20 protein-coding genes and 1 tRNA gene are annotated in these 22,526 nt (G+C 52.0%); 6 read left to right on the top strand and 15 right to left on the bottom strand.

The genetic code is table 11. From position 1 onward, the window contains the following. Window positions 1–34 precede the first annotated feature (34 nt). Window positions 35–108, top strand: a tRNA-Arg gene (locus tag AB7C91_RS02555). A gap of 202 nt (window positions 109–310) precedes the next feature. Here the strand turns inward: AB7C91_RS02555 and AB7C91_RS02550 are convergent. The 4 genes from AB7C91_RS02550 to AB7C91_RS02535 all read right to left on the bottom strand — a co-directional run bounded on the left by AB7C91_RS02550 (window position 311) and on the right by AB7C91_RS02535 (window position 5,667). Continuing rightward, window positions 311–724: a hypothetical protein gene (locus AB7C91_RS02550; RefSeq protein ID WP_332448225.1), complete on the bottom strand. Its 414-nt coding sequence runs from the start codon at window positions 722–724 to the stop codon at window positions 311–313. Between the two features lie 416 nt (window positions 725–1,140). Then, window positions 1,141–2,253 (bottom strand): hypothetical protein, encoded by a 1,113-nt coding sequence (locus AB7C91_RS02545; RefSeq protein ID WP_332448224.1) that lies wholly within the window; start codon window positions 2,251–2,253, stop codon window positions 1,141–1,143. A gap of 12 nt (window positions 2,254–2,265) precedes the next feature. After that, window positions 2,266–4,794 carry a type I DNA topoisomerase gene (gene topA / locus AB7C91_RS02540; RefSeq protein WP_428589025.1) on the bottom strand — a complete coding sequence of 843 codons (2,529 nt, stop codon included), beginning with the start codon at window positions 4,792–4,794 and terminating at the stop codon, window positions 2,266–2,268. 63 nt (window positions 4,795–4,857) lie between these two features. Beyond that, window positions 4,858–5,667 carry a hypothetical protein gene (locus AB7C91_RS02535; protein ID WP_332448222.1) on the bottom strand — a complete coding sequence of 270 codons (810 nt, stop codon included), beginning with the start codon at window positions 5,665–5,667 and terminating at the stop codon, window positions 4,858–4,860. A gap of 66 nt (window positions 5,668–5,733) precedes the next feature. On the opposite strand from AB7C91_RS02535, the gene AB7C91_RS02530 reads away from it, so the two are divergent. Both AB7C91_RS02530 and AB7C91_RS02525 read left to right on the top strand, forming a co-directional pair. Further along, complete coding sequence (locus AB7C91_RS02530; RefSeq protein WP_332448221.1) at window positions 5,734–7,386, top strand: B12-binding domain-containing radical SAM protein; 1,653 nt, start codon at window positions 5,734–5,736, stop codon at window positions 7,384–7,386. Window positions 7,387–7,446: 60 nt separating this feature from the next. Further along, window positions 7,447–8,166 (top strand): hypothetical protein, encoded by a 720-nt coding sequence (locus AB7C91_RS02525; RefSeq protein ID WP_332448220.1) that lies wholly within the window; start codon window positions 7,447–7,449, stop codon window positions 8,164–8,166. A gap of 59 nt (window positions 8,167–8,225) precedes the next feature. Here the strand turns inward: AB7C91_RS02525 and ychF are convergent, their stop codons facing one another. Next, window positions 8,226–9,332 (bottom strand): redox-regulated ATPase YchF, encoded by a 1,107-nt coding sequence (gene ychF / locus AB7C91_RS02520; protein ID WP_428589020.1) that lies wholly within the window; start codon window positions 9,330–9,332, stop codon window positions 8,226–8,228. 89 nt (window positions 9,333–9,421) lie between these two features. Between ychF and hflX the strand changes: the two genes are divergently transcribed. Continuing rightward, complete coding sequence (hflX, locus tag AB7C91_RS02515) at window positions 9,422–10,744, top strand: GTPase HflX (RefSeq protein ID WP_332448218.1); 1,323 nt, start codon at window positions 9,422–9,424, stop codon at window positions 10,742–10,744. Window positions 10,745–10,810: 66 nt separating this feature from the next. Here hflX and AB7C91_RS02510 read toward each other — a convergent pair whose 3' ends face one another. Next, window positions 10,811–11,287 (bottom strand): hypothetical protein, encoded by a 477-nt coding sequence (locus tag AB7C91_RS02510; protein ID WP_332448217.1) that lies wholly within the window; start codon window positions 11,285–11,287, stop codon window positions 10,811–10,813. A 172-nt stretch (window positions 11,288–11,459) separates the two neighbouring features. On the opposite strand from AB7C91_RS02510, the gene AB7C91_RS02505 reads away from it, so the two are divergent. Both AB7C91_RS02505 and rlmN read left to right on the top strand, forming a co-directional pair. Further along, a complete protein-coding gene (locus AB7C91_RS02505) occupies window positions 11,460–13,055 on the top strand; it encodes an OPT/YSL family transporter (RefSeq protein WP_332448216.1) in 1,596 nt (531 codons plus the stop codon). Window positions 13,056–13,068: 13 nt separating this feature from the next. Further along, on the top strand, window positions 13,069–14,148 hold the full coding sequence (gene rlmN / locus AB7C91_RS02500) for a 23S rRNA (adenine(2503)-C(2))-methyltransferase RlmN (protein ID WP_332448215.1): 1,080 nt from the start codon (window positions 13,069–13,071) through the stop codon (window positions 14,146–14,148). A gap of 78 nt (window positions 14,149–14,226) precedes the next feature. Here rlmN and AB7C91_RS02495 read toward each other — a convergent pair whose 3' ends face one another. From AB7C91_RS02495 to AB7C91_RS02455, 9 genes are all read right to left on the bottom strand, one after another. Further along, window positions 14,227–16,023: an alanine--tRNA ligase gene (locus tag AB7C91_RS02495; protein ID WP_332448214.1), complete on the bottom strand. Its 1,797-nt coding sequence runs from the start codon at window positions 16,021–16,023 to the stop codon at window positions 14,227–14,229. 36 nt (window positions 16,024–16,059) lie between these two features. After that, window positions 16,060–17,013 (bottom strand): DNA-processing protein DprA, encoded by a 954-nt coding sequence (locus AB7C91_RS02490; protein ID WP_332448213.1) that lies wholly within the window; start codon window positions 17,011–17,013, stop codon window positions 16,060–16,062. Between the two features lie 57 nt (window positions 17,014–17,070). After that, a complete protein-coding gene (locus AB7C91_RS02485; RefSeq protein ID WP_332448212.1) occupies window positions 17,071–18,258 on the bottom strand; it encodes an MBL fold metallo-hydrolase in 1,188 nt (395 codons plus the stop codon). Then, a complete protein-coding gene (locus AB7C91_RS02480; RefSeq protein ID WP_332448211.1) occupies window positions 18,255–18,941 on the bottom strand; it encodes a DUF542 domain-containing protein in 687 nt (228 codons plus the stop codon). Before AB7C91_RS02480 ends, AB7C91_RS02485 begins: the two co-directional genes overlap by 4 nt. A gap of 99 nt (window positions 18,942–19,040) precedes the next feature. Then, window positions 19,041–19,730 (bottom strand): Crp/Fnr family transcriptional regulator, encoded by a 690-nt coding sequence (locus AB7C91_RS02475; RefSeq protein WP_428589012.1) that lies wholly within the window; start codon window positions 19,728–19,730, stop codon window positions 19,041–19,043. Further along, window positions 19,731–20,081 (bottom strand): hypothetical protein, encoded by a 351-nt coding sequence (locus tag AB7C91_RS02470; protein WP_332448209.1) that lies wholly within the window; start codon window positions 20,079–20,081, stop codon window positions 19,731–19,733. It lies immediately after the preceding gene. Between the two features lie 71 nt (window positions 20,082–20,152). After that, on the bottom strand, window positions 20,153–20,707 hold the full coding sequence (locus AB7C91_RS02465) for a phosphatase PAP2 family protein (RefSeq protein ID WP_428589009.1): 555 nt from the start codon (window positions 20,705–20,707) through the stop codon (window positions 20,153–20,155). Further along, window positions 20,691–21,734 carry a glycosyltransferase gene (locus AB7C91_RS02460; RefSeq protein WP_428589007.1) on the bottom strand — a complete coding sequence of 348 codons (1,044 nt, stop codon included), beginning with the start codon at window positions 21,732–21,734 and terminating at the stop codon, window positions 20,691–20,693. Before AB7C91_RS02460 ends, AB7C91_RS02465 begins: the two co-directional genes overlap by 17 nt. A 2-nt stretch (window positions 21,735–21,736) precedes the next feature. Beyond that, on the bottom strand, window positions 21,737–22,522 hold the full coding sequence (locus tag AB7C91_RS02455) for a DUF6675 family protein (RefSeq protein ID WP_332448206.1): 786 nt from the start codon (window positions 22,520–22,522) through the stop codon (window positions 21,737–21,739). Between the last annotated feature and the right edge of the window lie 4 nt (window positions 22,523–22,526).

Here is a 22,526-nt window from a genome sequence, read left to right as displayed (position 1 = left end):
CATTTTCATTTACGGTACTATCGTCTAGGCATTAGCTCCTGTAGCTCAGCTGGATAGAGCACTTCCCTCCTAAGGAAGGGGTCGCGCGTTCGAATCGCACCAGGGGCATTCTCAAGGCTGTTGGATCATCCAACGGCCTTTTTTTCATCTATGAAACAATACTGTTTGAATACTCTTGATCGCCATGTTTCCCGCTTTCATAGGGTAGCGAGGGAGAAAACAAAAGACTGGGATTACCTCCCAGCCCTTTGTACCTGTGTTGCACCACTGCATACAAGCAACAATGCATCAACGTTTTGGACTTCTCGGATTATACCGGCAATTGGGCATTGCTCCCACTCACCGAAATCTCGGTTCCTGAATAGGTAGCGGTAATCGATCTATTCAAACCATCAACCAAATAATCATAGGTAAAACTAACGCTTGCAGACCCCAAGGCATCATCATCAACGGTTACATACACCGTATTGTCACCGTAAGGAGCCAAATAAAAACGCTTGCTCTCTCCTGCTGCTATTGTTTCTCCGTTTGCCAGAGCATTCGGGTAAGCCATCTTCGCTCCGGAAACATATTGTCTGATAGCTACATAGTCTATTGCATTTGCACTGTCATTGACTATCACCAGCGCCTTGCTTCTCGGGGAAAGATCACAACCGGAACTCAACAGTCCCCAAACCATACAGATACTCAGAACAACCAAAATACTCAACCTTCTTTGCTTCATACGACCTCCTGTGTTAAGAATATGCCTGTGTAGTATATGTATAGTTTTTTACGAAAATCCAGCACAAAAACATAATATTTGTATGAATTTAACCGTTTTTCACAATCCAATATGATAATTGTCCTTGAGTCAAACCAAGAATCAGCCATAAAGAGGGATGATCAGTGCCATAAACCCAAATCTGTCCGATTCCCGTTTTCCCGGCTCAGGCTTCATGAACTTTTTCTTGAGCAAGTGGCTTCATTGTGTTTTGGATTACATTGATTTTTGCCTGTTCGTCCGCACCATCTGTTTGCTCTGAGGTATTTGCCCGAAGGCAACTGCGTCATTCGGGAATTTCACCCAAGCATGATGACGTGCCCGTCATACCAAAAAACCGCCCCTTTGCAGGGACGGTAATCAGCAGCATCTTTAGGCTAGAAGAGCAACAGGAGCAACAGCACCAAGAGGAGAATTCCTGCCAATGAGAGAAAGATCAAGCGCAGCAGACGTTTGCGCTTCTGCTCCACTCGTTGTCCAACGGTTTGTTTTGCAAGTTCCGCCGCCAGTCGCGCTTCCTCTGCTTCCAAGCGTTTCTGCCGCTCTTCCTCAGCCTTCAGTTCGGCTTCCCGTTTCTTCTGGTTCTCGGCTTCCTGCTTGGCTTCCTGATCCTTCAGGTCAAGATAACAACGACCGCACAAAACCATTCCTTCGCAGTCATGCAGATCGTCATAATAACTTTCATTGCATTCCGGGCAGATGTAGCAACGTTTGAGGATTCCCCCTTCGGTGAGTTTACAGACCATCATCTGATGATCCGCCCCCTCGGACGATGGGGAAGCCTTCCTGAACAAACGAGAAAACCATGAAGGGGCCTTTACCGTATGCTCCTGTTGGGCCAACGTCTGGGAAACATGCACGATCCGCTCACTTAAGCCACGGTCTTGTGTTATAAGCAACAGGTTCTTCTGTTTCCCCTGCTGGCTGAACAATCGTACCAGATGGTCATCGGCAATCCCGATGCTTCCCGTATCCCCGATGCGGACCAAACCCCGTCGTGCCAATAGCCTGATCAGATCAGGGCGAATGGTCGCCCGCACCCGGACTTCCTTGTCCTTTTCGGGATTGTCTTTCAATCCATGCAACTCCTCGAGGGTCTTCTCAAGGATGATCAGTTTCTTCTTGCGTCGTTTGAGAATCGGCTCAGCATCACTGATGAAATGCAAAAACCAATCTTCCTGAATGATCGGGGCGGTATCGACATAAATCTCATCGAACGAACGAAGCTGTTCATCCAGCATCTGCTGGTATTGTTCGTCCTTGCTGCCATACCGGCTGCGATCACCGACCTTGCAGGCTACCACCTCACGATAGAGATTCATGTCCTGTTCGGTCTTTCCGCCTTCCAAATGGATGCCGACACTGCGTAGGTTGCTGGCAACCTTCTCAGCCGACAAATGGAATTCCGAGGCCAGAATGTCAACCGCATTGCCGCTGGTGATGGTTTGCATCCGCAGCCCTGTCGGTCGATTTCCCAAAAATCTTGCCATAATTCGTATTCACTATTCCTTCGCACGTTTGGTGCGGATGATCGCAACGGCTTGCTCAAGGGTAAGGGAACCGGCCTTCACCTCGTCTTTCTTGTATTCAGACGGAAGCGCGATATTCTGTTTGCCGGCTTTCAGATACAAGCCATAACGACCAGTGGCCAATGCCACCGTCTCTCCTTCAAAAGTCCCCAGCTCCTTGATTACCGAAGCCCCCGGGCCCTTTGTTCCTCGTTTCCTTGCCTTCCCTCCGGAGCTTTCCACCTCCTGGGCAAGCAAAGCGAGCGCTTCTTCCAACGTAATGGAAAACAGCTGCTCGTCATGGTCGGTTTTCTGTAAATTTCGTGTCTTGGAATTGCAGGCGATATACGGACCGTACTTCCCCTTGTAAGCCAGTACCTCATTGCCTAAGGCATCGGTACCGAGCTTCCGCGGCAACGACAGATACCGCTCGGCAAGTTCAAGATCCTCCTGCCTGTTGGCGTCCTGCACCCATTTAGGAATACTCGCCCGCTTCGCCTGCTTGCCCTCACCTTCCTGCCAATAGGGTCCGAACCGACCGGTCAGAACCTGTATGGTACCGGAACCGAGGGTAACCGGCTCCTTCTTTTCCTTACCATTTGCGATCAATTCCTTGATCATGGCATCAGTGGTGTTGCCGGGAAGCGCAGTGGGAGGAAGGGAGAGGTACTGACCCTTGGCATCAATGACGTAGGGACCGTAGGGGCCTACCATCACCGGATTCTCCTCACTGATATGCGGAAGCCTCAACGTCTTGGAAACAACCTTGTTGTCTTCTTCCAATTGCAGCTTATTCTGGTTTTCCAATCCTTTCTCGCCCAAATAGAACGAGTTGAGGAAGGATACCTTATCCAAGGAACCATCAGCGATCTTGTCCAGACCATCCTCCATCATGGAGGTGAAATCATAATCGATGAATTGTCCGAAATTGGTCTCCAAGAACTGACAGACGCCAAACCCCATGAACGTGGGGGCAAGCGCAGAACCTTCCTTGGCTACATATTTACGATCGAGCAGCGTCTTAATGATCGTCGCATAGGTGGAAGGACGGCCGATACCCCGCTTCTCCAGCTCCTGGACCAAGGAAGCCTCAGTGTAGCGGGCAGGACTCTTGGTCTGATGCTCGACCTCGGTCAAACCCTGAAGCGGGCAGATCTCGCCCTGACTAAGTACAGGGAGCAGGGATTCCTTGTCATCAAGCGCTTCATCGGGGTCGTCCGAACCTTCGACATATGCCCTGAGGAAACCAGGGAATACAATTTCCGTTCCACTCGCCGTGAATTCCCCATTCCCTGCGGTCAGCTTCACCGTGGTGGTGGCTTTCTGGGCATCGGCCATCTGACTTGCCAGGGTACGTTTCCAGATCAACTCGTAGAGGGCGAACTCCTTGCCGGAAAGTCCAGCTTCACCAGGAAGCAGGAAGCGCTCCCCTGCAGGCCTGATCGCTTCGTGGGCCTCCTGGGCTCCTGCGCTTTTTGCGGCAAAATAGCGTACACTCGGAGAAAGGAACGACTTCCCATAGAGCTCCTCCACCAAGGAGCGGGCAGCCTGAGTGCCCTCCTGGCTGAGGGAGGGACTGTCGGTACGCATGTAGGTGATGAAACCGTTCTCATAGAGCTTCTGTGCGATCCGCATCGTTTCGGAAGCACTGATATGCAGTTTCTTGATCGCATCCTGCTGCAAGGTACTGGTGGTGAACGGAACACTCGGACGAGTGATGAACGGCTTTCTTTGGATGCTCTGCACCACAAATGATTCACCCTCCAGCTCCTTGACCAAGGCAATCGCCTGATCCTTTTGCAACAACAGGGTATCCTTTTTGGCCTTGTATTGGCCGGTTACCGAATCAAAATCCTTGCTTGAAGCGATGCTCTGTCCTTGATACGCAGTCAATTTCGCTTCGAATCCCTGCTTCGAGGAAGCAAGCAACTGCGCCTTGGCATCATAATACGTGCTCATCAAGAAGGTGAGTCGCTGGCGTTCCCGCTCCACCGTCAACCTAAGTCCGACCGATTGCACTCGTCCAGCGGACAGCTTTTTGTTCGAGAGTTTGCGCCACAAGGTCGGAGAGAGCGTGTACCCGTACAACCGGTCGACCACCCGCCTTCCCTCCTGAGCCTGGACCAGATGCTCATCCAAAGGCCGTCCCCCTTCGAGGGCCTTGGTGATTGCACTTTTCGTGATTTCATGGAACACCATCCGCTGATAGGGGATTTTCGGTTTGAGTACCTCCAACAGATGCCAGGAAATGCTCTCTCCCTCACGGTCCTCATCAGTGGCCAGCAACAGCCGGTCAGCCTTCTTCAGACTGCTTTTCAACTCCTTGATCAACGACTCCTTACCCGAAACCACCTCGTAATCACAGGCAAAATCCTTTGCAACGTCGATGGCCATCCGGTCTTCCGGAAGGTCGCGGATATGACCCTTGCTTGCAACGACCTTGCAGGAAGAGGGAAGAAATTTGGTAATGGTCTTCGCCTTGGTTGGTGACTCGACGATGATCAGGGTTTGCTCAGCATCCATGCAATATACTCCTAGGGACCGGCTGTCTCAGGTTAACACATATACTGCCCGCTTCAGCTTTTGTCAACGTATACCTTGCAAAGAAACCGATTGGGCCGGTCCAACATAGCTGCACCGAAAGACTCCGTCATCCTCAGGATTGGGGGATTTGAACACCCCCCAACCGGCCATTCCCTCTCCTTTGGTCTCAAAGCAGAGCTCCTTCTCCCCGGTAGGGGAGACTTGGAATCGATAGCAGGAAGTGGTGGTGAATCGAAGGGCCCCCACTTTGGTCTGCATGACGATGCGCAGCGACGAATCAGAAATCTCCACTTCTTTCACCATCCACGTCTTCGGCGTGACTTTGGTGGTGTTGAACATCTCTGCATTGACTCGGTAGGCTGTCTGGTGCTCCGACTCCCCCTCATAGGGGAACTCCTGCTCGCAGGGAGCGACGGGAAAAAGCCGATACAACCGATCATACAACCCATGAATCTCATAGCCTCCAGCGGTATGCACAACCAAAAAATCCAATTGCCTGCATTTCCCATTGTTATCCGTTTTGGTCTTGTTCACCCATCGATACCAACCCTCCCAGCCGGTCGTCCTGAAATGCGCGGCATCTGCCTCGATATCAACGTTTCCGGTCTTCCTCGCCGCCACAAGGACTTCATATGAGGTATGACTGTGCAAGTTTGCGAGAACCACCTGCGTCTGTTCCACCCGCTTCACCGGCTTTTGGTCGAGATAGATGTCATAGTAGTCTGCTCCTTTGACGGCATCCCAATGCACCAAAAGCTGATCAGGCAATGCTCCATCAAGCTCAAGATGCATGCTTTCCGAAAACAAAGGAGTGACGAGAAAGAGAAAAAGCAACACCAGCCATCGCTTCATACCTTACTCTATACATAGTCGCATCCTGCTTGCAAGAGTCGGACACTACACAGTACTATCACCGATATGAATCTCCACTTGATATCCTGTTGTCTGGAAGAAGGCAATCTCAGCTACCCTTTGGGAGCATTATGCATCCAATCTGCCGTCAATTCCCACTTCACCGACGCATCTCTCTGCTGTACCCACACGTCCTTCACCCTGGAGGACGATCCGCAGCAAGCCGCGCGTATGATCGCACCTCACAATCCTTCCTGCATCGGGCTGTCCGTCTACCTGTGGAACAGAGCCTGGATGGACCGGTTCGCCCGGGAGATGAAAGAGCAAGACCCATCGCTCGTCATCTTCGCAGGAGGACCGGAAGCGACGGCGAATCCTACAAGCTTCGCCTGGGATGTCTATGATTTCCTGATCCTCGGTGAAGGCGAGGTCTCCACCGTCCAAGCCATTGAACAACTGCTTGCAGGGACCCCTCCAGAAGGACTCGGAATCGTAAAACGGGATGACCTGCCCACCTACTCCCCCGCCCCTGATCTCGCCCGTTTGGATTCGGTGTTGCTCAGTTCCATCGCCGATGCCTATGTGACCGAAGGGTCCTCCGTACTCTGGGAAATGACGCGGGGTTGCCCTTTTCACTGTTCCTTCTGCTTTGAATCCCGGGGACAGCGTTCGGTTCGTCACGTTCCGCTTGCACGTCTGGAAGCGGAACTTGACTATCTCATACTCCGAAAGGTAAGTGAAGTCTACATCCTTGACCCGACTTTCAATATGGACAAACAACGAACCCTGCGGTTGCTTTCCTTGTTGGGAGGCAAGGCGCAACACATCCATTTTGTATTCGAAGTGCGGGCGGAATTACTGGATGCTCAGCTTGCCGATGCATTTGCCAAGCTGGATTGTTCGCTGCAGATCGGGCTTCAGAGCAGTGATGCAGAGGTCCTTGCCCAAGCAAATCGCAGATTCGACGCAAAACAATTCGCGCGAAACATCGAGCTTTTGAATGAACGGGGACTGCCCTTCGGGCTTGATCTGATCATCGGCCTTCCCTTGGACAGCCTCGACCGATTCAAACGGAGTCTGGACTATGCGATGCTGCTCAAGCCCAGCAATCTTGACATTTTCATCCTCTCGTTGCTCCCCGGCACCTTGGTCGCTGACCAAGCATCCTCATTCGGTCTCGTTGCCCAGGAGCAAGCACCTTATTCCCTGCTCAATTCCCCGACGTTTCCCTCCCAGGATCTTGCAACAGCCCTGCGTCTGAAAAAAGCCTGTGATCTTTTCTTCACCGTCGGCCAGGCGGGGATGTGGCTGGGAAAATTCTGCGAAGCCACTGCATTGCGTCCTTCGACGCTGCTCACCCTGTTCGAATCCTACCTTGCCTCCTATTGCCGCAAAACGGGCAAGCAGGAAGAGGAGCTGGACATCTTCGCCGTGCAGGAAGCATTTGTCCTCAGCATGCTGCGAAAGACAGGTGCGCAACAGTATCAAAACGCGCTGGTTTCCTATATGGAACTGCACCAAGGCATCGCCTTTTTCCACACGTACGGAGCAAGCCCTGTGCTGGAACTCTCCTACAGTCTGGACCAACTGTCGTATCTGGAGCACATGAGCCTGGACCAATTTCTTGCGCGGAACCCGGTCGGAGAAGCACAACGGTTGGGAATCTATCGGTCGGATGAGGGGGAATTGATGTTCATCCCCTTGCATGAGGAGAATTGAACAAACTTCCTGTTGAGAAGCAGACCAAAATCACGTACAGTAAGCATAAGGAACAGATCAGTGAATCAGGTAAAGAAACTCAGTATTTGGGTGGTGCTGCTTTTGCTCACCCTTGTTTTCAGCACAGGTTGTACCGTCACCGAGAATCTCAGTTTCAACGATTCTCAGAACCATGCCTCAGCCTTCAATTTTACGGTTGAGGATTTCTTCATAGCCGTCCTGCAGGACTTCAGCGAATTCGTACCCAAGGAAGGCGATGCATCCTTGATGGACAAGGCAATCGGTGATTTCGAGAAGGCTTTGAACAACAGTTCAGCCACCGATCGGGTACAGTTGGAAAAACTCAATGCCAACGCCTACGAAGGGACATTCGTATTCAGCGACCTGAACAAGCTGATGACCGATCTGGGTGCCGGTGCAGACCAGACACTGCTTACCCTGAAACCCAATTCGATGACCTTTTTCCTCTCCATGGACAACTACAACCAGCTCGTCCCGGTCATCCCCTTCCTCGCCGACCAGAATTTCGAAGCGTTCGGTCCGGTCTACAACCAAGGGTTGAGCGAAGCGGATTACCTGGATATGATCAGCTTCATGCTGGGCGCCGAAGGACCGGATGCCATCAAGCAATCGGTCATTACGCTACGCATCCAAACCCCCAAACCGATTGTTGGATTCAACGGGGGCAAGAAAATCTCAGACACCGTCTATGAGTTCAGTTTCCCGTTGATCGACTTCCTGTTGCTCAGCAAGCCGATCACCTTCAGCGTCCAATGGTAAGCTGAGAACACCAGCGAGCCCGACAGGGAATATACATCCCCGTCGAACCGGAAGGCATGTTATACGTTGAAACGGAAGTGCATGATATCCCCGTCCTGGACGATGTATTCCTTGCCTTCCATCCGCAGTTTCCCTGCTTCCCTGACCTTCTGTTCAGTCTTGTATTGGAACAAGTCCTCACAGTTGTATACTTCTGCCTTAATGAACCCGCGTTCGAAATCCGTATGGATCACCCCGGCAGCCTGCGGTGCCTTATACCCGGCATGGAACGTCCAGGCCCGGTCCTCATCAGAGCCCGCCGTGAAGAAAGTGCGCATCCCCAGGATGTGATAAGCACTGCGGATCAATTGGTTCAATCCCGATTCCTGCAGCCCGACGGCTTCAAGGAATTCCTGTTTCTCTTCCTCAGTTTCCAATACGGCGATTTCCGATTCGATCTTCCCGCAGATCATCACCACCTCGGCACCTTCCGCCTCTGCGATCGAACGGACGACCTGTACATAATCATTTTCCTCAACAATCCCGTTCTCATCCACATTGCAGACATAAATGACCGGCTTGAGGGTGATCAGATGAAGATCCCGGACCAGTTCGAGCTCCTCTTCCTCAAGACGCAATGACCGGGCTGAATGCCCTTGTTCCAGACAGTCCTTGAGTTTGGTGAGTAGGGGAAGCGTTTTCTCACTCTCTTTCTGTGCTTCCTTGCTCAAACGAGTCAATTTTGATTGTTTTGCCCAACGATTGGTCACCGTATCCAAATCAGCCAATGCAAGCTCGATGTTGATCGTCTCAATATCGCTTGCCGGGTCGATGCGGTTGTTGACATGGATGATGTCGCCGTTGTCGAAACAACGTACCACATGCGCAATGACGCCTACTTCCCGGATGGAAGCAAGGAATCGGTTGCCCAACCCTTCCCCTTTGGAAGCTCCTGCAACCAATCCGGCGATATCGACGAACTCGAAGGTGGCTGGAACCACCCGTGCAGGCGGGATCAATTCCACAATCCGATCCAAGCGTGGGTCGGGGACCGAAACAATTCCCACATTGGGATCAATCGTACAGAACGGATAGTTCGCGACTTCGGCAGGCGCTGCCGTCAAAGCTGAGAAAATGGTCGACTTGCCTACATTGGGAAGTCCTACTATGCCGCAATTTAAACCCATGATATACCTCATTATCGGCTCAGTGGAGCCAGCGAAGGCAGTGTAGCACATATTGACTTGCGCGTTAACCAGCCCTATAGTCAACGGCAATGGGTATCGATTACAGCAATGGCTCACAAGAGCCCTCCCTGAAGGGAAAACATCTCTACCAGACCAAGGAAGAACAACAAACGGCACTCTTGCTCATCCTTGTCCCCCCTACCGAAACAATGCAAGCGGCAAGCCGCAGAGCAGAGGAACTGAAAGCCTTGGTCGACACCATGGGTACTGAGTCGGTGAGAACCGAGTACATAGCCCTGCGCCAACAAAACAGTGCCACATTGATCGGAAGCGGCAAGGTACAGACGATCAAGTTGCTTATTGAAGAGATCGGCGTCGATCTGGTCATCTTCGACCAAGGGATCAACCCACGGGTGCAACGCAATTTGGAAAAGGAATGGGAAACCTGCGTAATCGATCGTGATGAGGTGATCCTGCAGATATTCGCTGATCGTGCAGCCACAAAAGAAGCTGCGCTCCAAGTCGAACTTGCACGTTTGGAATATTCACTTCCCCGCCTGACCCGCCGATGGACCAATCTTTCCCGTCAGCAAGGCGGCGTCAAAGGCACCCGTGGCGAAGGGGAAACCCAGCTGGAACTTGATCGTCGCCAAGTCCAGGACAGGATCGTCTGGCTGAAGAGCCAATTGGAGAAAGTAGTCCAGCAGCGTTCGATCCAACGAAGCCAACGGATGAACGGCAATATTCCCACCGGCGCCATCGTAGGCTACACCAACAGCGGAAAATCTTCCTTGTTGAATGCTTTGTCCAACGCAGGGGTATTGGTTGAGGACAAGTTGTTCGCAACCCTCGATCCGACCACCCGGATGGTGAAATTGCCCGGCGGGGAGGAAATTCTGCTCTCCGATACCGTCGGGTTCGTATCAGACTTACCGCATACCCTGGTCGATGCCTTTAAAAGCACCTTGGAAGAGGCAACCTATGCGGATTTCCTGATCATTGTGTGCGATGCATCCCATCCGGACATGCTGGGCAGCTACACCACCACCGTCCAGGTGCTCGAGGAACTGGGATGCACCGACAAACCTGCCATTGTCCTTGCGAACAAGATGGACATGGTGCTGGACAGCTTCGCCGTAACACGGCTGAAGTCGATGTACAGCCCGGTCTTGGAGACGTCGATCAAGACAGGACAAGGATTGGATGCTCTGCTCGTACAGATCGGAGCAACTTTGCATGAACTTTGCCCCACCACCACGTATATGATTCCCAACCACCGGCATGACCTGGTTGCCCACATCCATCGGTTCGGCCAAGTCGAGAGCATAGAGTACACGGAGGAAGGAATCATCGTCCGCACGCGGTTGCAGCAACGCTTCCAAGGCAAACTGAACGCATTCAGAATCTCCTGAACAAAGAAAAAAGGTGCCAACCCCGAAAGGAAGGCACCTGTGCAATACCCTAGCGAAGGTACGCGGTTAGTTGAATCTCCACATGGCACCGATATAGGCGTCGTAGTAGAAGTCAATATTCGGTGTGATCCACAATCCGGGAACCACCCTGAGGTACAGATCAAGCGGCACATCCTTGTTTTCAAGGTTGTACACGACACCCACCGGTGCAATGGCGGCAAGACCAAATCCCTTTCCGGAACTCAGAGGAATGCCGATATAGGCACCACCACCAACGGTCACATTGAAATGGGCCTTGTCGATATCAAATTCAGCTACCTTGAAATTGGCAGCCCCATCAACAGAAAGGTAATCAGACAAAAAACCAAATCCAAGATTGGCGATGATGTCAAAATTATCCATACGATACTGGCCGGAGATACTTGCACTGGTACCGAGGTTCAATCCAATGGCAAGATCGGTCTGGGCGGTCCCTTCGGTTGCAGCAGCAACAGGAATCAGGACAAGTGCTACAAGAATCAAAGCAAGTAAAACTTTTTTCATACGCATTCTCCCTTTGTAGGACGTTTCCTACCGTGTTATGGTGATTTAGAATATACCATAGGTGACAGTTCTTGAACAGGGAAGCATAACCATATCCCTTGCAGAAAGTCTGACCCCTAGCGTTTTTGGAAAAACCTCGATACCATACAGAAAGAGAGGAAGTGTAAGAAATATGAACAGACACCTAACCGTACGCGGCTTGATCATAGGCATCCTGGGTTTGTTGGTCATCACCGCCAGCTCGATGTATGTAGCGTTGCGCATGGGGGCCCTTCCCTGGCCCACCATCTTCGTGACCGTCGTCAGCCTGGCAGCATTGAAGAAAGCCAAGGGATCGACACTTCAGGAAATCAACGTTACCCATACCATCATGAGCAGTGGTGCAATGGTTGCCGGCGGTCTGGCATTCACCCTGCCCGGTCTATGGATGCTCGATCCGAACGCTTCCTTTTCGATCCCCAGTCTGATCATTCTTGCAGTGGTTGGGGCAATTCTCGGTACCTTGTTTTCTGCGTTGTTCCGCAAGAAACTGATTATCGAGGAGGCGCTTCCCTATCCGATGGGAATTGCGAGTTACAACACCCTGCAAACAGGAAGCAAAGGCGGAGCCGGAGCACGGACCCTCTTCGCATCCATGGGCGGCTCGGTGGTTTTCACCATCCTCCGCGATGGCTTCGGCAAAATACCTGCATTGTTGACCCTTTTCAAGGGTAATGCGCTCTTCCCCTCCTTTTCCCTGTGGGTTTCTCCCATGGCGATGGGAATTGGGTCGATCATCGGACCGCTGTATGCGCTGGTCTGGTTCGGTGGGGCGATCCTCGGCTATTATCTGCTCACCCCGATCGGTATCCAGAGTGGATTGTTCGATTCCATGGCCCAAGCCGATGTCTTCCGTTCCAATCTCGGTATCGGTCTGATGATCGGGACCGGTCTGGGAGTATTTTTCAAGGCGGTTGCCTCCCGTCTGCTGGCTCAGAAAAAACTGGAAGAAGCAACACCGAAAATGTCCTCCACCAATCGGCTGCTCATCATCCTCATCCTGTTCTTTGCAGTCATCCTGCTTGCACTCGGAACAGAACTGGGATTAATTGAAGCCCTTGTATTGATGGCAGGCATCTACCTGGCCACGTATTTGTCGGGCATGTTGACCGGGCAGACAGGCATCAACCCGATGGAAATCTTCGGCATCCTGGTGCTTCTGGTCATCCAGTTGATCTCGAACCCCTCACTGATCGCATCTTTCGGCATTGCAGCAATCGTTGCAGTAGCTTGCGGGCTTACCGGGGATGTCATGAACGACTTGAAAAGCGGCTATCTATTGAAAACCGATCCACGCCAGCAAATTCTGGGGGAAGGCATCGGGGGTGTAATCGGAGCCGTGCTTTCAGTCTTCGTCCTGCTGATCATGAAAGCATCCTTCGGAGGATTCGGAACCGCTGAGCTCCCCGCCCCCCAGGCGGCAGCGGTATCGGCGATGGTAGGCGGCTTGAGCCATGTTCCGGCCTTCCTCATCGGGTTGGGCATCGGGTTGGTACTGTTCCTGGCAAAACTCCCTAGTGCAACGTTGGGACTGGGTGTCTACCTTCCGATCTACATATCCTCCATCATGGGTCTGGGAGCCTTGGTCTCGTCATTGTTGAAATTCGTATTTGGAAAGAAGACCAGCAAGGAGAAACTCAATGAACAAACCGGCTTGATCGCCAGCGGCCTGCTGGGAGGCGAAGGCATCACCGGTGTGGCGATTGCTATCCTTTCCATGCTCAAATAGGTATACTACGGTAATGCAACAGAAAACCAACCTTCCCTTATCACTCTATGGACTCGATCCCGACACCCTTGTTGAAGTGCTTGCACTTCCCAAGCGATTTTACGGAAAGCAAATATTCAATTGGCTGGTCAAAGGTGTCTTTTCTTTCGACCAAATGACCGATCTTCCCAAAAACGAACGGGAGCGGCTCTCCGCCTTGATGCCGAGTGCCGCCTCCTCTACCATCCAGACCACCGAAACCGATGAAAGCGGTGCGACCAAAATGGGGATTCAGCTGTACGATGGGAAAGTCGTCGAGTGCGTACTGCTCGTTGACAAGAAGGGCAGACATACGGCATGCCTCTCCAGCCAGGTGGGATGTGCCATGGGCTGCACCTTCTGCCGAACCGGTACGATGGGTCTGTTACGAAATCTCAGCACCGAAGAGATCATCGAGCAATACATCCATCTTCTGAAGGTAAGCGATGAACCGATCACGCACATCGTCTACATGGGAATGGGCGAACCGCTGGCCAACATTAGTGCAGTCACCCGTTCCATTCGGTACTTCCATCAAACCGACACGTTCAATCTCAGCCTCAGAAGGATCACCATCTCCACCTGCGGGGTGGTACCGGGCATCCTCAAACTGGCGGAGCAGAAACTTCCCGTGAAGCTGGCCGTTTCCCTGGTGACTGCGGATAATCTGCAACGATCGCGCATCATGCCGGTCAACCGGAGCTGGGACACCAATGCATTGAAGAAAGCCTTGATTCACTTTCAACGCGTAGGGGGCAAACGGTTCACCTTCGAGTACTGTATGCTTTCGGGTACCAACACCGATGAGGTGAACGCAAAGAAGCTGGCCTCATATGTGAAGGATCTTGATGTGGTGGTGAATCTGATTCCCTGGAATCCGGCGGAAGGATTGCCCTACACCACTCCCACAGAGGAGGAGATAGACCGATTCACATCCTATCTGGACCACATGCATGTGAACTACACCCGCCGCCGATCCCGGGGACGGGAGATCAACGGGGCATGCGGACAGCTCGCCGTCCCGTTGAACAAGGGATTGGAATATGAGTTGATGCTCGACGAGCAGGACGACTGAGCAATCCAAAAATGGCACAAGTAATGAACGAGGGCAGGAAATCATCCCTGCCCTCGTTGCATTTCGTCAAGTATGGAGTTATTTCTCCAGAATTGCCTTGATTCTCCTCACCCCGGCTGAGGACGACTGCTCCTTGAGAATCTTGAAATGCCCCATTTCACGGGTATTTTCCACGTGGGGTCCACCACAGACTTCCTTGGAGAAATCTCCGATGGTATAGACCTTGACCTGTTCGCCGTATTTACTGTCGAAGAATGCAATGGCGCCTTGTGCCCTGGCTTCCTCCAAGCTCATCGTTTCACAGGTGACCGGAAGATTCCGTGCAATCTGCTCATTGACCATGTCCTCGACTGCCTGGATCTGCTGTGCGGTCATCGGTTCAGGATGGGTGAAATCGAACCTGAGGCGGTCGACAGTGATGTTCGACCCCTTCTGCCCGACATGTTCTCCCAGGATGGTCCTGAGGGCCTTATGCAGCATATGCGTCGCCGTATGCAGGGCGGTGGTCCGTTCACTATGATCGGCAAGCCCGCCTTTGAACTGCTGTTCGGCTCCGCTTCTGCTGATCTCCTGGTGTTTCTCAAACGCTTCCTTAAAGCCTGCCTCATCAACGGTGAAACCATGTTCTGCCGCCAATTCCTTGGTGAGCTCGATTGGATATCCGTACGTATCATACAACTTGAAGGCGGTACGTCCGCTGATCTGACGGCTATTGCCCTTCATCAAGTTTGGCAGCATTTTCTCGAATTCACGCTCTCCCTTTGCCAGGGTCTCACTGAATTTGGCTTCTTCCTGTGCAAGTTCCTTGAGAATGAACTCCTTGTTGTCCAGCAACTCGGGATACGGTTTCCCATACAGGTCCAGCACGACCAGAGCGAGGTTTCCGAGGAAAGGCCCGTCGATGCCGAGCTTATGGCCATGCCGTACCGCCCTGCGGATCAGACGGCGAAGAATGTAGCCTTGTCCGACATTGGAGGGGGCGACACCCCGTTGGTCACCAAGAATGAAAACGCTGGTTCTTATATGGTCGGCGAGGATACGGATGGAAGTATCGATCTCCTCATTGCTTCCGTAGGTTTTGTGGCACAACGCCTCTATCCCTGCGATGATCGGGCGGAAAACCTCAGTCTCATAGACCGATTTTTTTCCCTGGAGAATCGCGATGGTCCGCTCAATTCCCATACCGGTGTCGACGCATTTGCGCTGCATTTCCTCGTAGGTACCGTCGGCATTCTTCTTGTAGCCCATAAACACATCATTCCAAATCTCGAAATACTTGCCGCAGGAACAACCCGGACGGCAGTCGGGACCACAGGCAGGGCGTCCGGTATCGATGAACATCTCACTGTCCGGACCACAGGGACCGGTTTCTCCGGCAGGGCCCCACCAATTGTCCTCACGGGGGAGGAAATAGATGCGCTCGCGTGGAATACCATAGTTTTCCCAGGCTGTTGCAGCCTCCTCATCGCGACCGACCAAATCATCACCGGCAAAAACGGTGACCGAAAGCTGGCTGATGTCCAAACCAAGGACCTCGGTAAGGAATTCAAAGCTGTATGCGATGGCTTCCTTCTTGAAGTAATCACCCAAGGACCAGTTCCCCAGCATCTCAAAAAAGGTGAGATGATGCGGGTCTCCGACCGCTTCAATGTCTCCGGTCCGGATGCATTTCTGATAATCGGTCAAGCGCTTCCCCGATGGGTGCTCGCTTCCCAGGATATACGGTACCAGAGGATGCATGCCGGCGGTGGTAAAGAGTACGGTGGGATCGTTCTCCGGAATCAGGGAAGCTCCACTGATCTGGACATGGTCTTTTGATACAAAGAAATCAATGAATTTTTGGCGTAATTCGTTGGCAGTCAGCTGTTTTTTCATAATACCACAGATAGTAGTCTCCCTCCCGTTTTCATGTCAAGGAGACCCTGAGCCAAACAGGTCAAGTTGCACTGCCTTTTGTTTGGGTTTTCCCACCCCGTCCTTGTTCTTCAGTGCCTGGTTGAGCAGACGGGGAAGATCCTGCGGTTTCTTGATGACGAAGACTCGGCTTTTGCCTGCGAATTGCCTGGGCCAAAGTACACTTTGGTTGTCCACGCTTTCTTGATAGATGAACAGATACCGCTTCTGTTCAAGGGCAAACGAAGCCTGTCTTACCGCCCCTCCTCCATCACGGTCCTCAACCACCACCGATGCCAAGCTGAGGGCGCTCATCAAGCGGTTTCTCAGCAGAAAATGCCACTTTTGCGTCTTGGCAGCGGGAGAGAACCTGCTTACCACCAACCCTTGGCGGCTGATTTGTTTCTGCAGTTCTTCATGCTCGCCGGGGTAATATGATCCCAGGGGCGTCCCGATGACGGCGATGGTCGGATACCCGAGACCCAACGCCGCCTTATGCGCAACCCCATCGATGCCCAGCGCCAGACCGCTGGCAACCGCAAATCCGGCTTGCCCGAGTTCCAAGGAAGTCCTCTGGGCAAGTTGCCGCCCCTCCAAGGATGGGGAGCGGGTCCCGATGACGGAAACCGAAGGTTCTTTGAGCAGACTCACGTTGCCCTGTGCATAGAGAAATTGCGGAACATAGGCGAAATTGTCGATCTGCTTCGGCCAGAACGGACTTTCCGGGTCGAGCACCACCATCGAGTCATCCATCTCTTCAAACAGGGGCCGACACCGATAGTAGGCTTCGCTGACCAGTGATGCATCCACCCCAAGAAATGTTGCGTATTCGTTGATATGCAACAACAGGGGTTCGGTGACATCGAAGGCGGCATTTGCAGCTGCAAATGCCTGGCTTGCTGTCGCTTCCGAGCCCTTGACTGCAGAGACGAGCGTCTCATAATGCAAGGCTTTCGTACCTGTTTGCTGCATACACACTCCGTCTTGAATGTAACATATTCAGAAAACACTGTACAAGAAACGACGGACTTATCTGCACAAAGCCTCGGCTACCGCCTGCATGTGGTCCAAATCCTCCGCCGTCGGGTTCCAATTGACCTTTGCCTGGGCTTCAACCACCGAAAAACCTGCTTTGCCGAGTGCCTCTGTGAGGGTGGCGTTGCCTTCCCCGCTCCAACCGTAACATCCGAAAACCGCAGCCTTCTTCTGCTTGAACTGCAACTCGGTCAAAAAATGCAACCACCCGCCGACTGAGGAAAGAATCGACTTGCCCACCGTAGGAGATCCGACGGCGATGGCTTTTGACTTGAAGACCTGGGTCATGATATCGTTCTTATCCGTCTGGCTGATGTTGAACACCTTCACCACTGTATCGCAGCTGATCGCTTGGATTCTGCTCGCCAGCGCATGTGCCAGCTGTTTGGTCCCATCCCACATCGTATCATACACGATGGTAATCTGGTTTTCCTGATAGTTGTCCGCCCAAGCTGCATACTTCTGTACGATCTCCAGGGGATTATCACGCCAGATCGCCCCATGACTTGGTGCGATGATATCGATGGGCAGGTTCAAGGCGACAATCTCCTCAATTTTGCGCTTGACCAATGCAGAGAATGGAGTAAGGATGTTGGCATAGTACTTCATGGCCTCCTCGGCAAGCAGGCATTGGTCGGCTTTATCGTTGAACAGCTCCTCCACTCCGTAATGTTGCCCGAAGGCATCATTGGAAAACAGGATATTGTCCTCGGTCAGATACGTGGCCATGCTGTCCGGCCAATGCAGCATCCGCATTTCCACGAACACCAGACGCTTTCCGTTGCCGATATCGACGCTGTCACCGGTCTTTACCACCTTGAAGTTCCATTCGGGATGATGGTACTGCCCTACCAAGGATTTCACTGCGTTGGCGGTGCAATAGATCGGGGTGTTGGGGATCTTTTCCATCACATAGGGAAGACTGCCGCTGTGGTCGACTTCCCCATGGTTCATCACGATGAAATCGATGGAGCCCAGGTTGATCTCTTTCTCCAGGTTATCCCTGAATTCCTTTTCGTACGGCTTCCAGATGGTGTCGATCAAGACGGTTTTCCCTTCTTGGATGAGGTATGCGTTCTGGCTCGACCCATGGTTGATAGAATAATCGTCCCCATGGAAGGTCTTCAGCTCCCAGTCGATCCTTCCCACCCACCAGACATTGTTCTTGATGTGTCGTTTCATGCGTTGACTCCTTGTTCAAAGATTGGAAAGAGAATGCTGTTCTCCTTGTAGATATGCAGGAAAATGTCCTCGACCAGCTGTTTGAGCAGAGCATAGGTCGCCACATAGGTGGGGCATGCATCAGAGGGGGTACTGAAGTCGTGGGTTGCACGTTCCAGGGCCTTGATGATTTCACCTGCCGCCTTGTGGTCATCCTCCAGTGCTTCCACTTGGGCTAGCGATTCGACCGTAACAGGCGCTTGCATGAGGGGGAACACCTGTTGCTCTTCTTGGGCAAAGTGGATGACCAGCTCCTTCTTCAAGTCACTGTATAACCGGAAGACTTCAATCAACTCCGCTTTGTGGTGCTGGTAGTGCACTGATAGGATGGTGGTAATTTTTTCATCTATGGCAGAAAAAAGCTGCCGTTCATCCCGGTGATGGGTGACTTCAAGATGGGTGATCAAAGAAGGCACATCCATGGTGTACAGATCGTCTGGGATGGTCGGTTTGAATTTGGCTTCCTCCTCGATAAGATATTGCTCAAGCTCGGCAAGAAATGCTTGCGTCTCATATCCTTTCGCCTGGATGCTCTCAAAGAGCATGGAATTACCGCCGCAGCAATAGTCGATGTGTCTTTCATTCAGGAATGTGGTTGCCAATGGATGCCGGCGAACCAGTTCAGCAAGGGTTGTATTTTTCATAGATGACTCCTCGTTCAATGATTTTCTTCTGGATACCCTTACCATACTACGCTCTACACTCCTCAACTATGATTCAAATCAATTTTCAAAAAAATTTCATCAATATGCCTGTTCCTGCAAACCTCGCATGTTGATGATCTGCAGCTTTCGTTTTCCCTTGACTTTCACCAACCCCTGAGTCTGGAGGGAAGCAAGCTTGCGGTTGACGGTTTCCTTGGTCAGATGAATTGCATTGCCCACATCCTCCTGACTGATCGACAACTCCAAGGAGTCGGATCGCCGACTACGGTCGAGCAGATACATGCACAACCGCTTCTCTACGTCCTTGGTGGAAAGCATTTCAACCTGCAGGCGGTATTGCTCCAGTTTGGTGTTGAGGTAGGTGATCACTTTCAAGGCAATCTGCGGGGTAAAGAGCATCAGTTGCTCAAGGTGTGCTCCGGTTATGGTACAGATGCCGCATTCCCCTTCGGCAATGACGGTTTGGGCCACCCGCCCTTGGGAAAACAGGGTGTCACCTCCATAAAAATCACCGGGAAACAGGGTATCGAGGACATATTCGGTCCCCTCGCTTCCATACCGAACCACCTTGAGCGATCCATACCTGACGATGAACAAGCGATCAGAACGCTCGCCTTCACGCAGCAAAACCTGCCCACTTGGCAGGGTATGTTGGATGATCAAGCTCTGGACGGCACGAATCTGTGATGGATCAAGATGCTGAAACAGAGGAACATTATGCAGGCAGGGTGAAGTGAAGTTTGCACATGCATTACAGGTGAAGGCCATTCAATCATCCTCGTATAATTCGTTGATCAATGCCCAAGCCTCAGGATCATTGCGTCTGAGTGCACAGAGCAGCTCATACTGGTTCAACAGAACGGTCAGATGTTTCTTTTTGATCTCTCCTGCATCATCCAGCGCAATGACCGCCCGAAGCTCCTCACTTGCTTCGGGCAAGGCTGCCACGCGATCGAACTCCTTGAGCATGTCCTCTTTTGTAAAAGAGAAGAAATTTGGGACGGAGAGGATGGTCATCGGCATATACTGTCGACGGACCAAAGCCTGTGCGGTCAATGCACGCTGTTCGGTACTTGCATCAGTTGTGATCGCTTCATATCGGGCTCTCAGAGCATCCATCTTGCCCTCCTGTCAGAGTCCATCATACCCCAGGTTTCCCTAAAAAGCAAAAGCGATGGCACCAAGTGCGCTTAGCGGCCAGCCTGATGCATCAGTTTTCGGGCATGGGTGGAGGCTTGCACGTTGGAAAGGGAGGAAACCAAAGCCCCCAAGCTGAATCCAACCAGCATGCCGGCAAGTACATCGGTGGGATAATGCACATACAAATAGAGACGGGAAAATGCTATCAACACAGATACCAGCAATGACGGCCAACCCAACCGACTTTTCATTCCCAGCAAGGTACACGAGGCGGTGAACGAAGCAGCGGTATGACCGGAGGGAAACGAATAATCCAAAGGTCTGGGGATCAAGAGGGAAACCGACGGGTTGACTTCGCACGGCCGTAGACGCGCGACAAAATTCTTCAACCATATATTGCTGACCAACACATCAAGCAACAGTGCGATCATGAGGGCGATGCCCATCCGTCGCGTCTTGGGAAGAATTGTCAGAATGACCGCCAGGAGGATCCAAATCAAGCCATAGTCGCCAAGGGTGGTGAAGAAAACCATCAACCAATCAAGAAACGGGGTATGAATCGATTGCAGTGCATCCAGAATCCTCAGCTCATAGTTTGTCAGCATGTTCTGATTCCTCTCGGGCAAGTCCCTGCGCCGCACTGAATTGACGATAGATCTCAATCATCCGGTCGGCAATAGCGGGGATACTACGTTCTTGTGCCACCTGACGGCCTGCTTCAGTCAGATCAACAAGCGTCCCTTCCCCGAGTTGGGCAATGATCCGTTGGAAATCTTCCAGCGTTTGTGCCTTGAATACATTCTTTCCGTCGACCAGCCAACCCTCGTAGACCGGAATATCGCGTACAACCACAGGCACTGAGCTGCTCAGGGCCTCGAGCACTACGATGCCCTCTGTCTCCTCATGGCTGGGGAACAGGAAAAGGTCCGCCCCACAATATGCCTGCGAGAGAGCATCCTGGTCGATGTAACCGGGGAATCGGACATTCTCACTCTTTTCCTGCATCGCCTGTTTCACTTGCTTGGTCATCAGCGAAGGCGAAGTATGACCGAACCAAAGGAAGGTAACCGAAGGCATGCGCTTCGCCAATTCCAGAAAGTCCAGAATGCCTTTGCGTTCAATGAAATGCCCTACACTGATCACCACCAGCTCATCATTGGCGATGCCGAACTGTGTACGGAAGGCGTTTCGTTTCTCCTTGCTCGGGAAAAATCGGGTGGTATCGACACCGTTGGAGAGTGCTATGATGGGTCGGGTGACCCCATAGGATTCCAAGAGTCTTTTAGCATAGGGAGTAGGGGTCACCACCACATCCCCCTGCTGGTACAGAAACCGGATCCAACGACGGAATACTGGCGCCAATGCATTGGAAAAAGCAAAGGACTGCTTGAAATCCTCCATGGTGGAATGGGCATAGCGTACAACAAGCATGCCCTTTCTCCTTGCTTTGTGCACCGCCCTGACCGTGTCTGGGAAAACGGTATTCACATGGATGACGGAGGCATCGTTTTCCCACACACGGGTGGTGGCTACGCCTTTGGAGGCGAGCATCGCCTGCTGATGGAGGAGAGCTTGCCCCACCCCGCTTTGTCTGACCAGATTCCACGATCCGGAATACAGGAATACTTTCATGCTTATACCTGTGTCTTGAACCAATCTTGGTACGCAACGATTCGGTTCATCGATTCATCGGCCAAATTGAAACTCCAGAACAGGAACGACACCTTCGGCTCAGTAGTGGCAAGGGTGGTGCTGGTATACAGGAGAATTCCATCCTTGGTTTGGGTTGCAGATAGGTAGAGCGACATATCCTTGGGTTTCACGAATGAGATGCCGAGGAATTTCATCGTAGTCAGATTGGTTATGTCCACAAAGACTTCATCTTGGGAAATCTGATAGGTATGTTGGTAAATGTTCTTCCCGAAGATCGAATCCTCCTGACAGACATAGGTCGTATCAGCGGACGGTAATGTCTGGACAATTGGATCGGCTACCCTTGATTTCTTGTCCTCCGGGTTCTTGATGGTATAGGACTCGGAAAAGAGTACTTTCTTCTTCGCATCACCATACTCGAGTCCTTGGAGTGTGGAGACTTGGTGCAGGAGATTGTACAATTCCAATTTCCGTTGTTCCTCGCTTTGGTTCACCCAATTCTTCGGATAGGGAACCAAGGCAAGTGAGGCTACTGAAATCCCTTTCGCACGTGCTTCCGCTTCCTTGGTCTTTTCCTGGGCGATCGAACCCGAAGGTGCCAAGGATGCCACCGAGTCCTTCCAAATGACCGACTTCGTGAGGTTCTGGCCATCCAAAAGTTTCGTCCATTCAGTCTGGGAAAGGGAAAGAAGATCCTGCGGATTTGCCCACAAGAGAGAAGATGCGACGAGAAGCACCAAAGAAACAACGATATATTTGCGATTCATAATC

The sequence above is a fragment of the Sphaerochaeta sp. genome (genome assembly GCF_050256055.1).
GTDB lineage: Bacteria > Spirochaetota > Spirochaetia > Sphaerochaetales > Sphaerochaetaceae > Sphaerochaeta.
The sequence above is the reverse complement of the archived record's forward strand: the minus strand, read 5'-3'. Positions and strand labels throughout refer to the sequence as shown.

Bases quoted from the DNA above. Each gene is read 5' to 3' on its own strand.
- AB7C91_RS02550 (WP_332448225.1), bottom strand. From the start codon at position 724: ATGAAGCAAAGAAGGTTGAGTATTTTGGTTGTTCTGAGTATCTGTATG.
- AB7C91_RS02545 (WP_332448224.1), bottom strand. From the start codon at position 2,253: ATGGCAAGATTTTTGGGAAATCGACCGACAGGGCTGCGGATGCAAACC.
- topA (WP_428589025.1), bottom strand. From the start codon at position 4,794: ATGGATGCTGAGCAAACCCTGATCATCGTCGAGTCACCAACCAAGGCG.
- AB7C91_RS02535 (WP_332448222.1), bottom strand. From the start codon at position 5,667: ATGAAGCGATGGCTGGTGTTGCTTTTTCTCTTTCTCGTCACTCCTTTG.
- AB7C91_RS02530 (WP_332448221.1), top strand. From the start codon at position 5,734: ATGAATCTCCACTTGATATCCTGTTGTCTGGAAGAAGGCAATCTCAGC.
- ychF (WP_428589020.1), bottom strand. From the start codon at position 9,332: ATGGGTTTAAATTGCGGCATAGTAGGACTTCCCAATGTAGGCAAGTCG.
- hflX (WP_332448218.1), top strand. From the start codon at position 9,422: ATGGGTATCGATTACAGCAATGGCTCACAAGAGCCCTCCCTGAAGGGA.
- AB7C91_RS02510 (WP_332448217.1), bottom strand. From the start codon at position 11,287: ATGAAAAAAGTTTTACTTGCTTTGATTCTTGTAGCACTTGTCCTGATT.
- AB7C91_RS02505 (WP_332448216.1), top strand. From the start codon at position 11,460: ATGAACAGACACCTAACCGTACGCGGCTTGATCATAGGCATCCTGGGT.
- rlmN (WP_332448215.1), top strand. From the start codon at position 13,069: ATGCAACAGAAAACCAACCTTCCCTTATCACTCTATGGACTCGATCCC.
- AB7C91_RS02495 (WP_332448214.1), bottom strand. From the start codon at position 16,023: ATGAAAAAACAGCTGACTGCCAACGAATTACGCCAAAAATTCATTGAT.
- AB7C91_RS02490 (WP_332448213.1), bottom strand. From the start codon at position 17,013: ATGCAGCAAACAGGTACGAAAGCCTTGCATTATGAGACGCTCGTCTCT.
- AB7C91_RS02485 (WP_332448212.1), bottom strand. From the start codon at position 18,258: ATGAAACGACACATCAAGAACAATGTCTGGTGGGTGGGAAGGATCGAC.
- AB7C91_RS02480 (WP_332448211.1), bottom strand. From the start codon at position 18,941: ATGAAAAATACAACCCTTGCTGAACTGGTTCGCCGGCATCCATTGGCA.
- AB7C91_RS02475 (WP_428589012.1), bottom strand. From the start codon at position 19,730: ATGGCCTTCACCTGTAATGCATGTGCAAACTTCACTTCACCCTGCCTG.
- AB7C91_RS02470 (WP_332448209.1), bottom strand. From the start codon at position 20,081: ATGGATGCTCTGAGAGCCCGATATGAAGCGATCACAACTGATGCAAGT.
- AB7C91_RS02465 (WP_428589009.1), bottom strand. From the start codon at position 20,707: ATGCTGACAAACTATGAGCTGAGGATTCTGGATGCACTGCAATCGATT.
- AB7C91_RS02460 (WP_428589007.1), bottom strand. From the start codon at position 21,734: ATGAAAGTATTCCTGTATTCCGGATCGTGGAATCTGGTCAGACAAAGC.
- AB7C91_RS02455 (WP_332448206.1), bottom strand. From the start codon at position 22,522: ATGAATCGCAAATATATCGTTGTTTCTTTGGTGCTTCTCGTCGCATCT.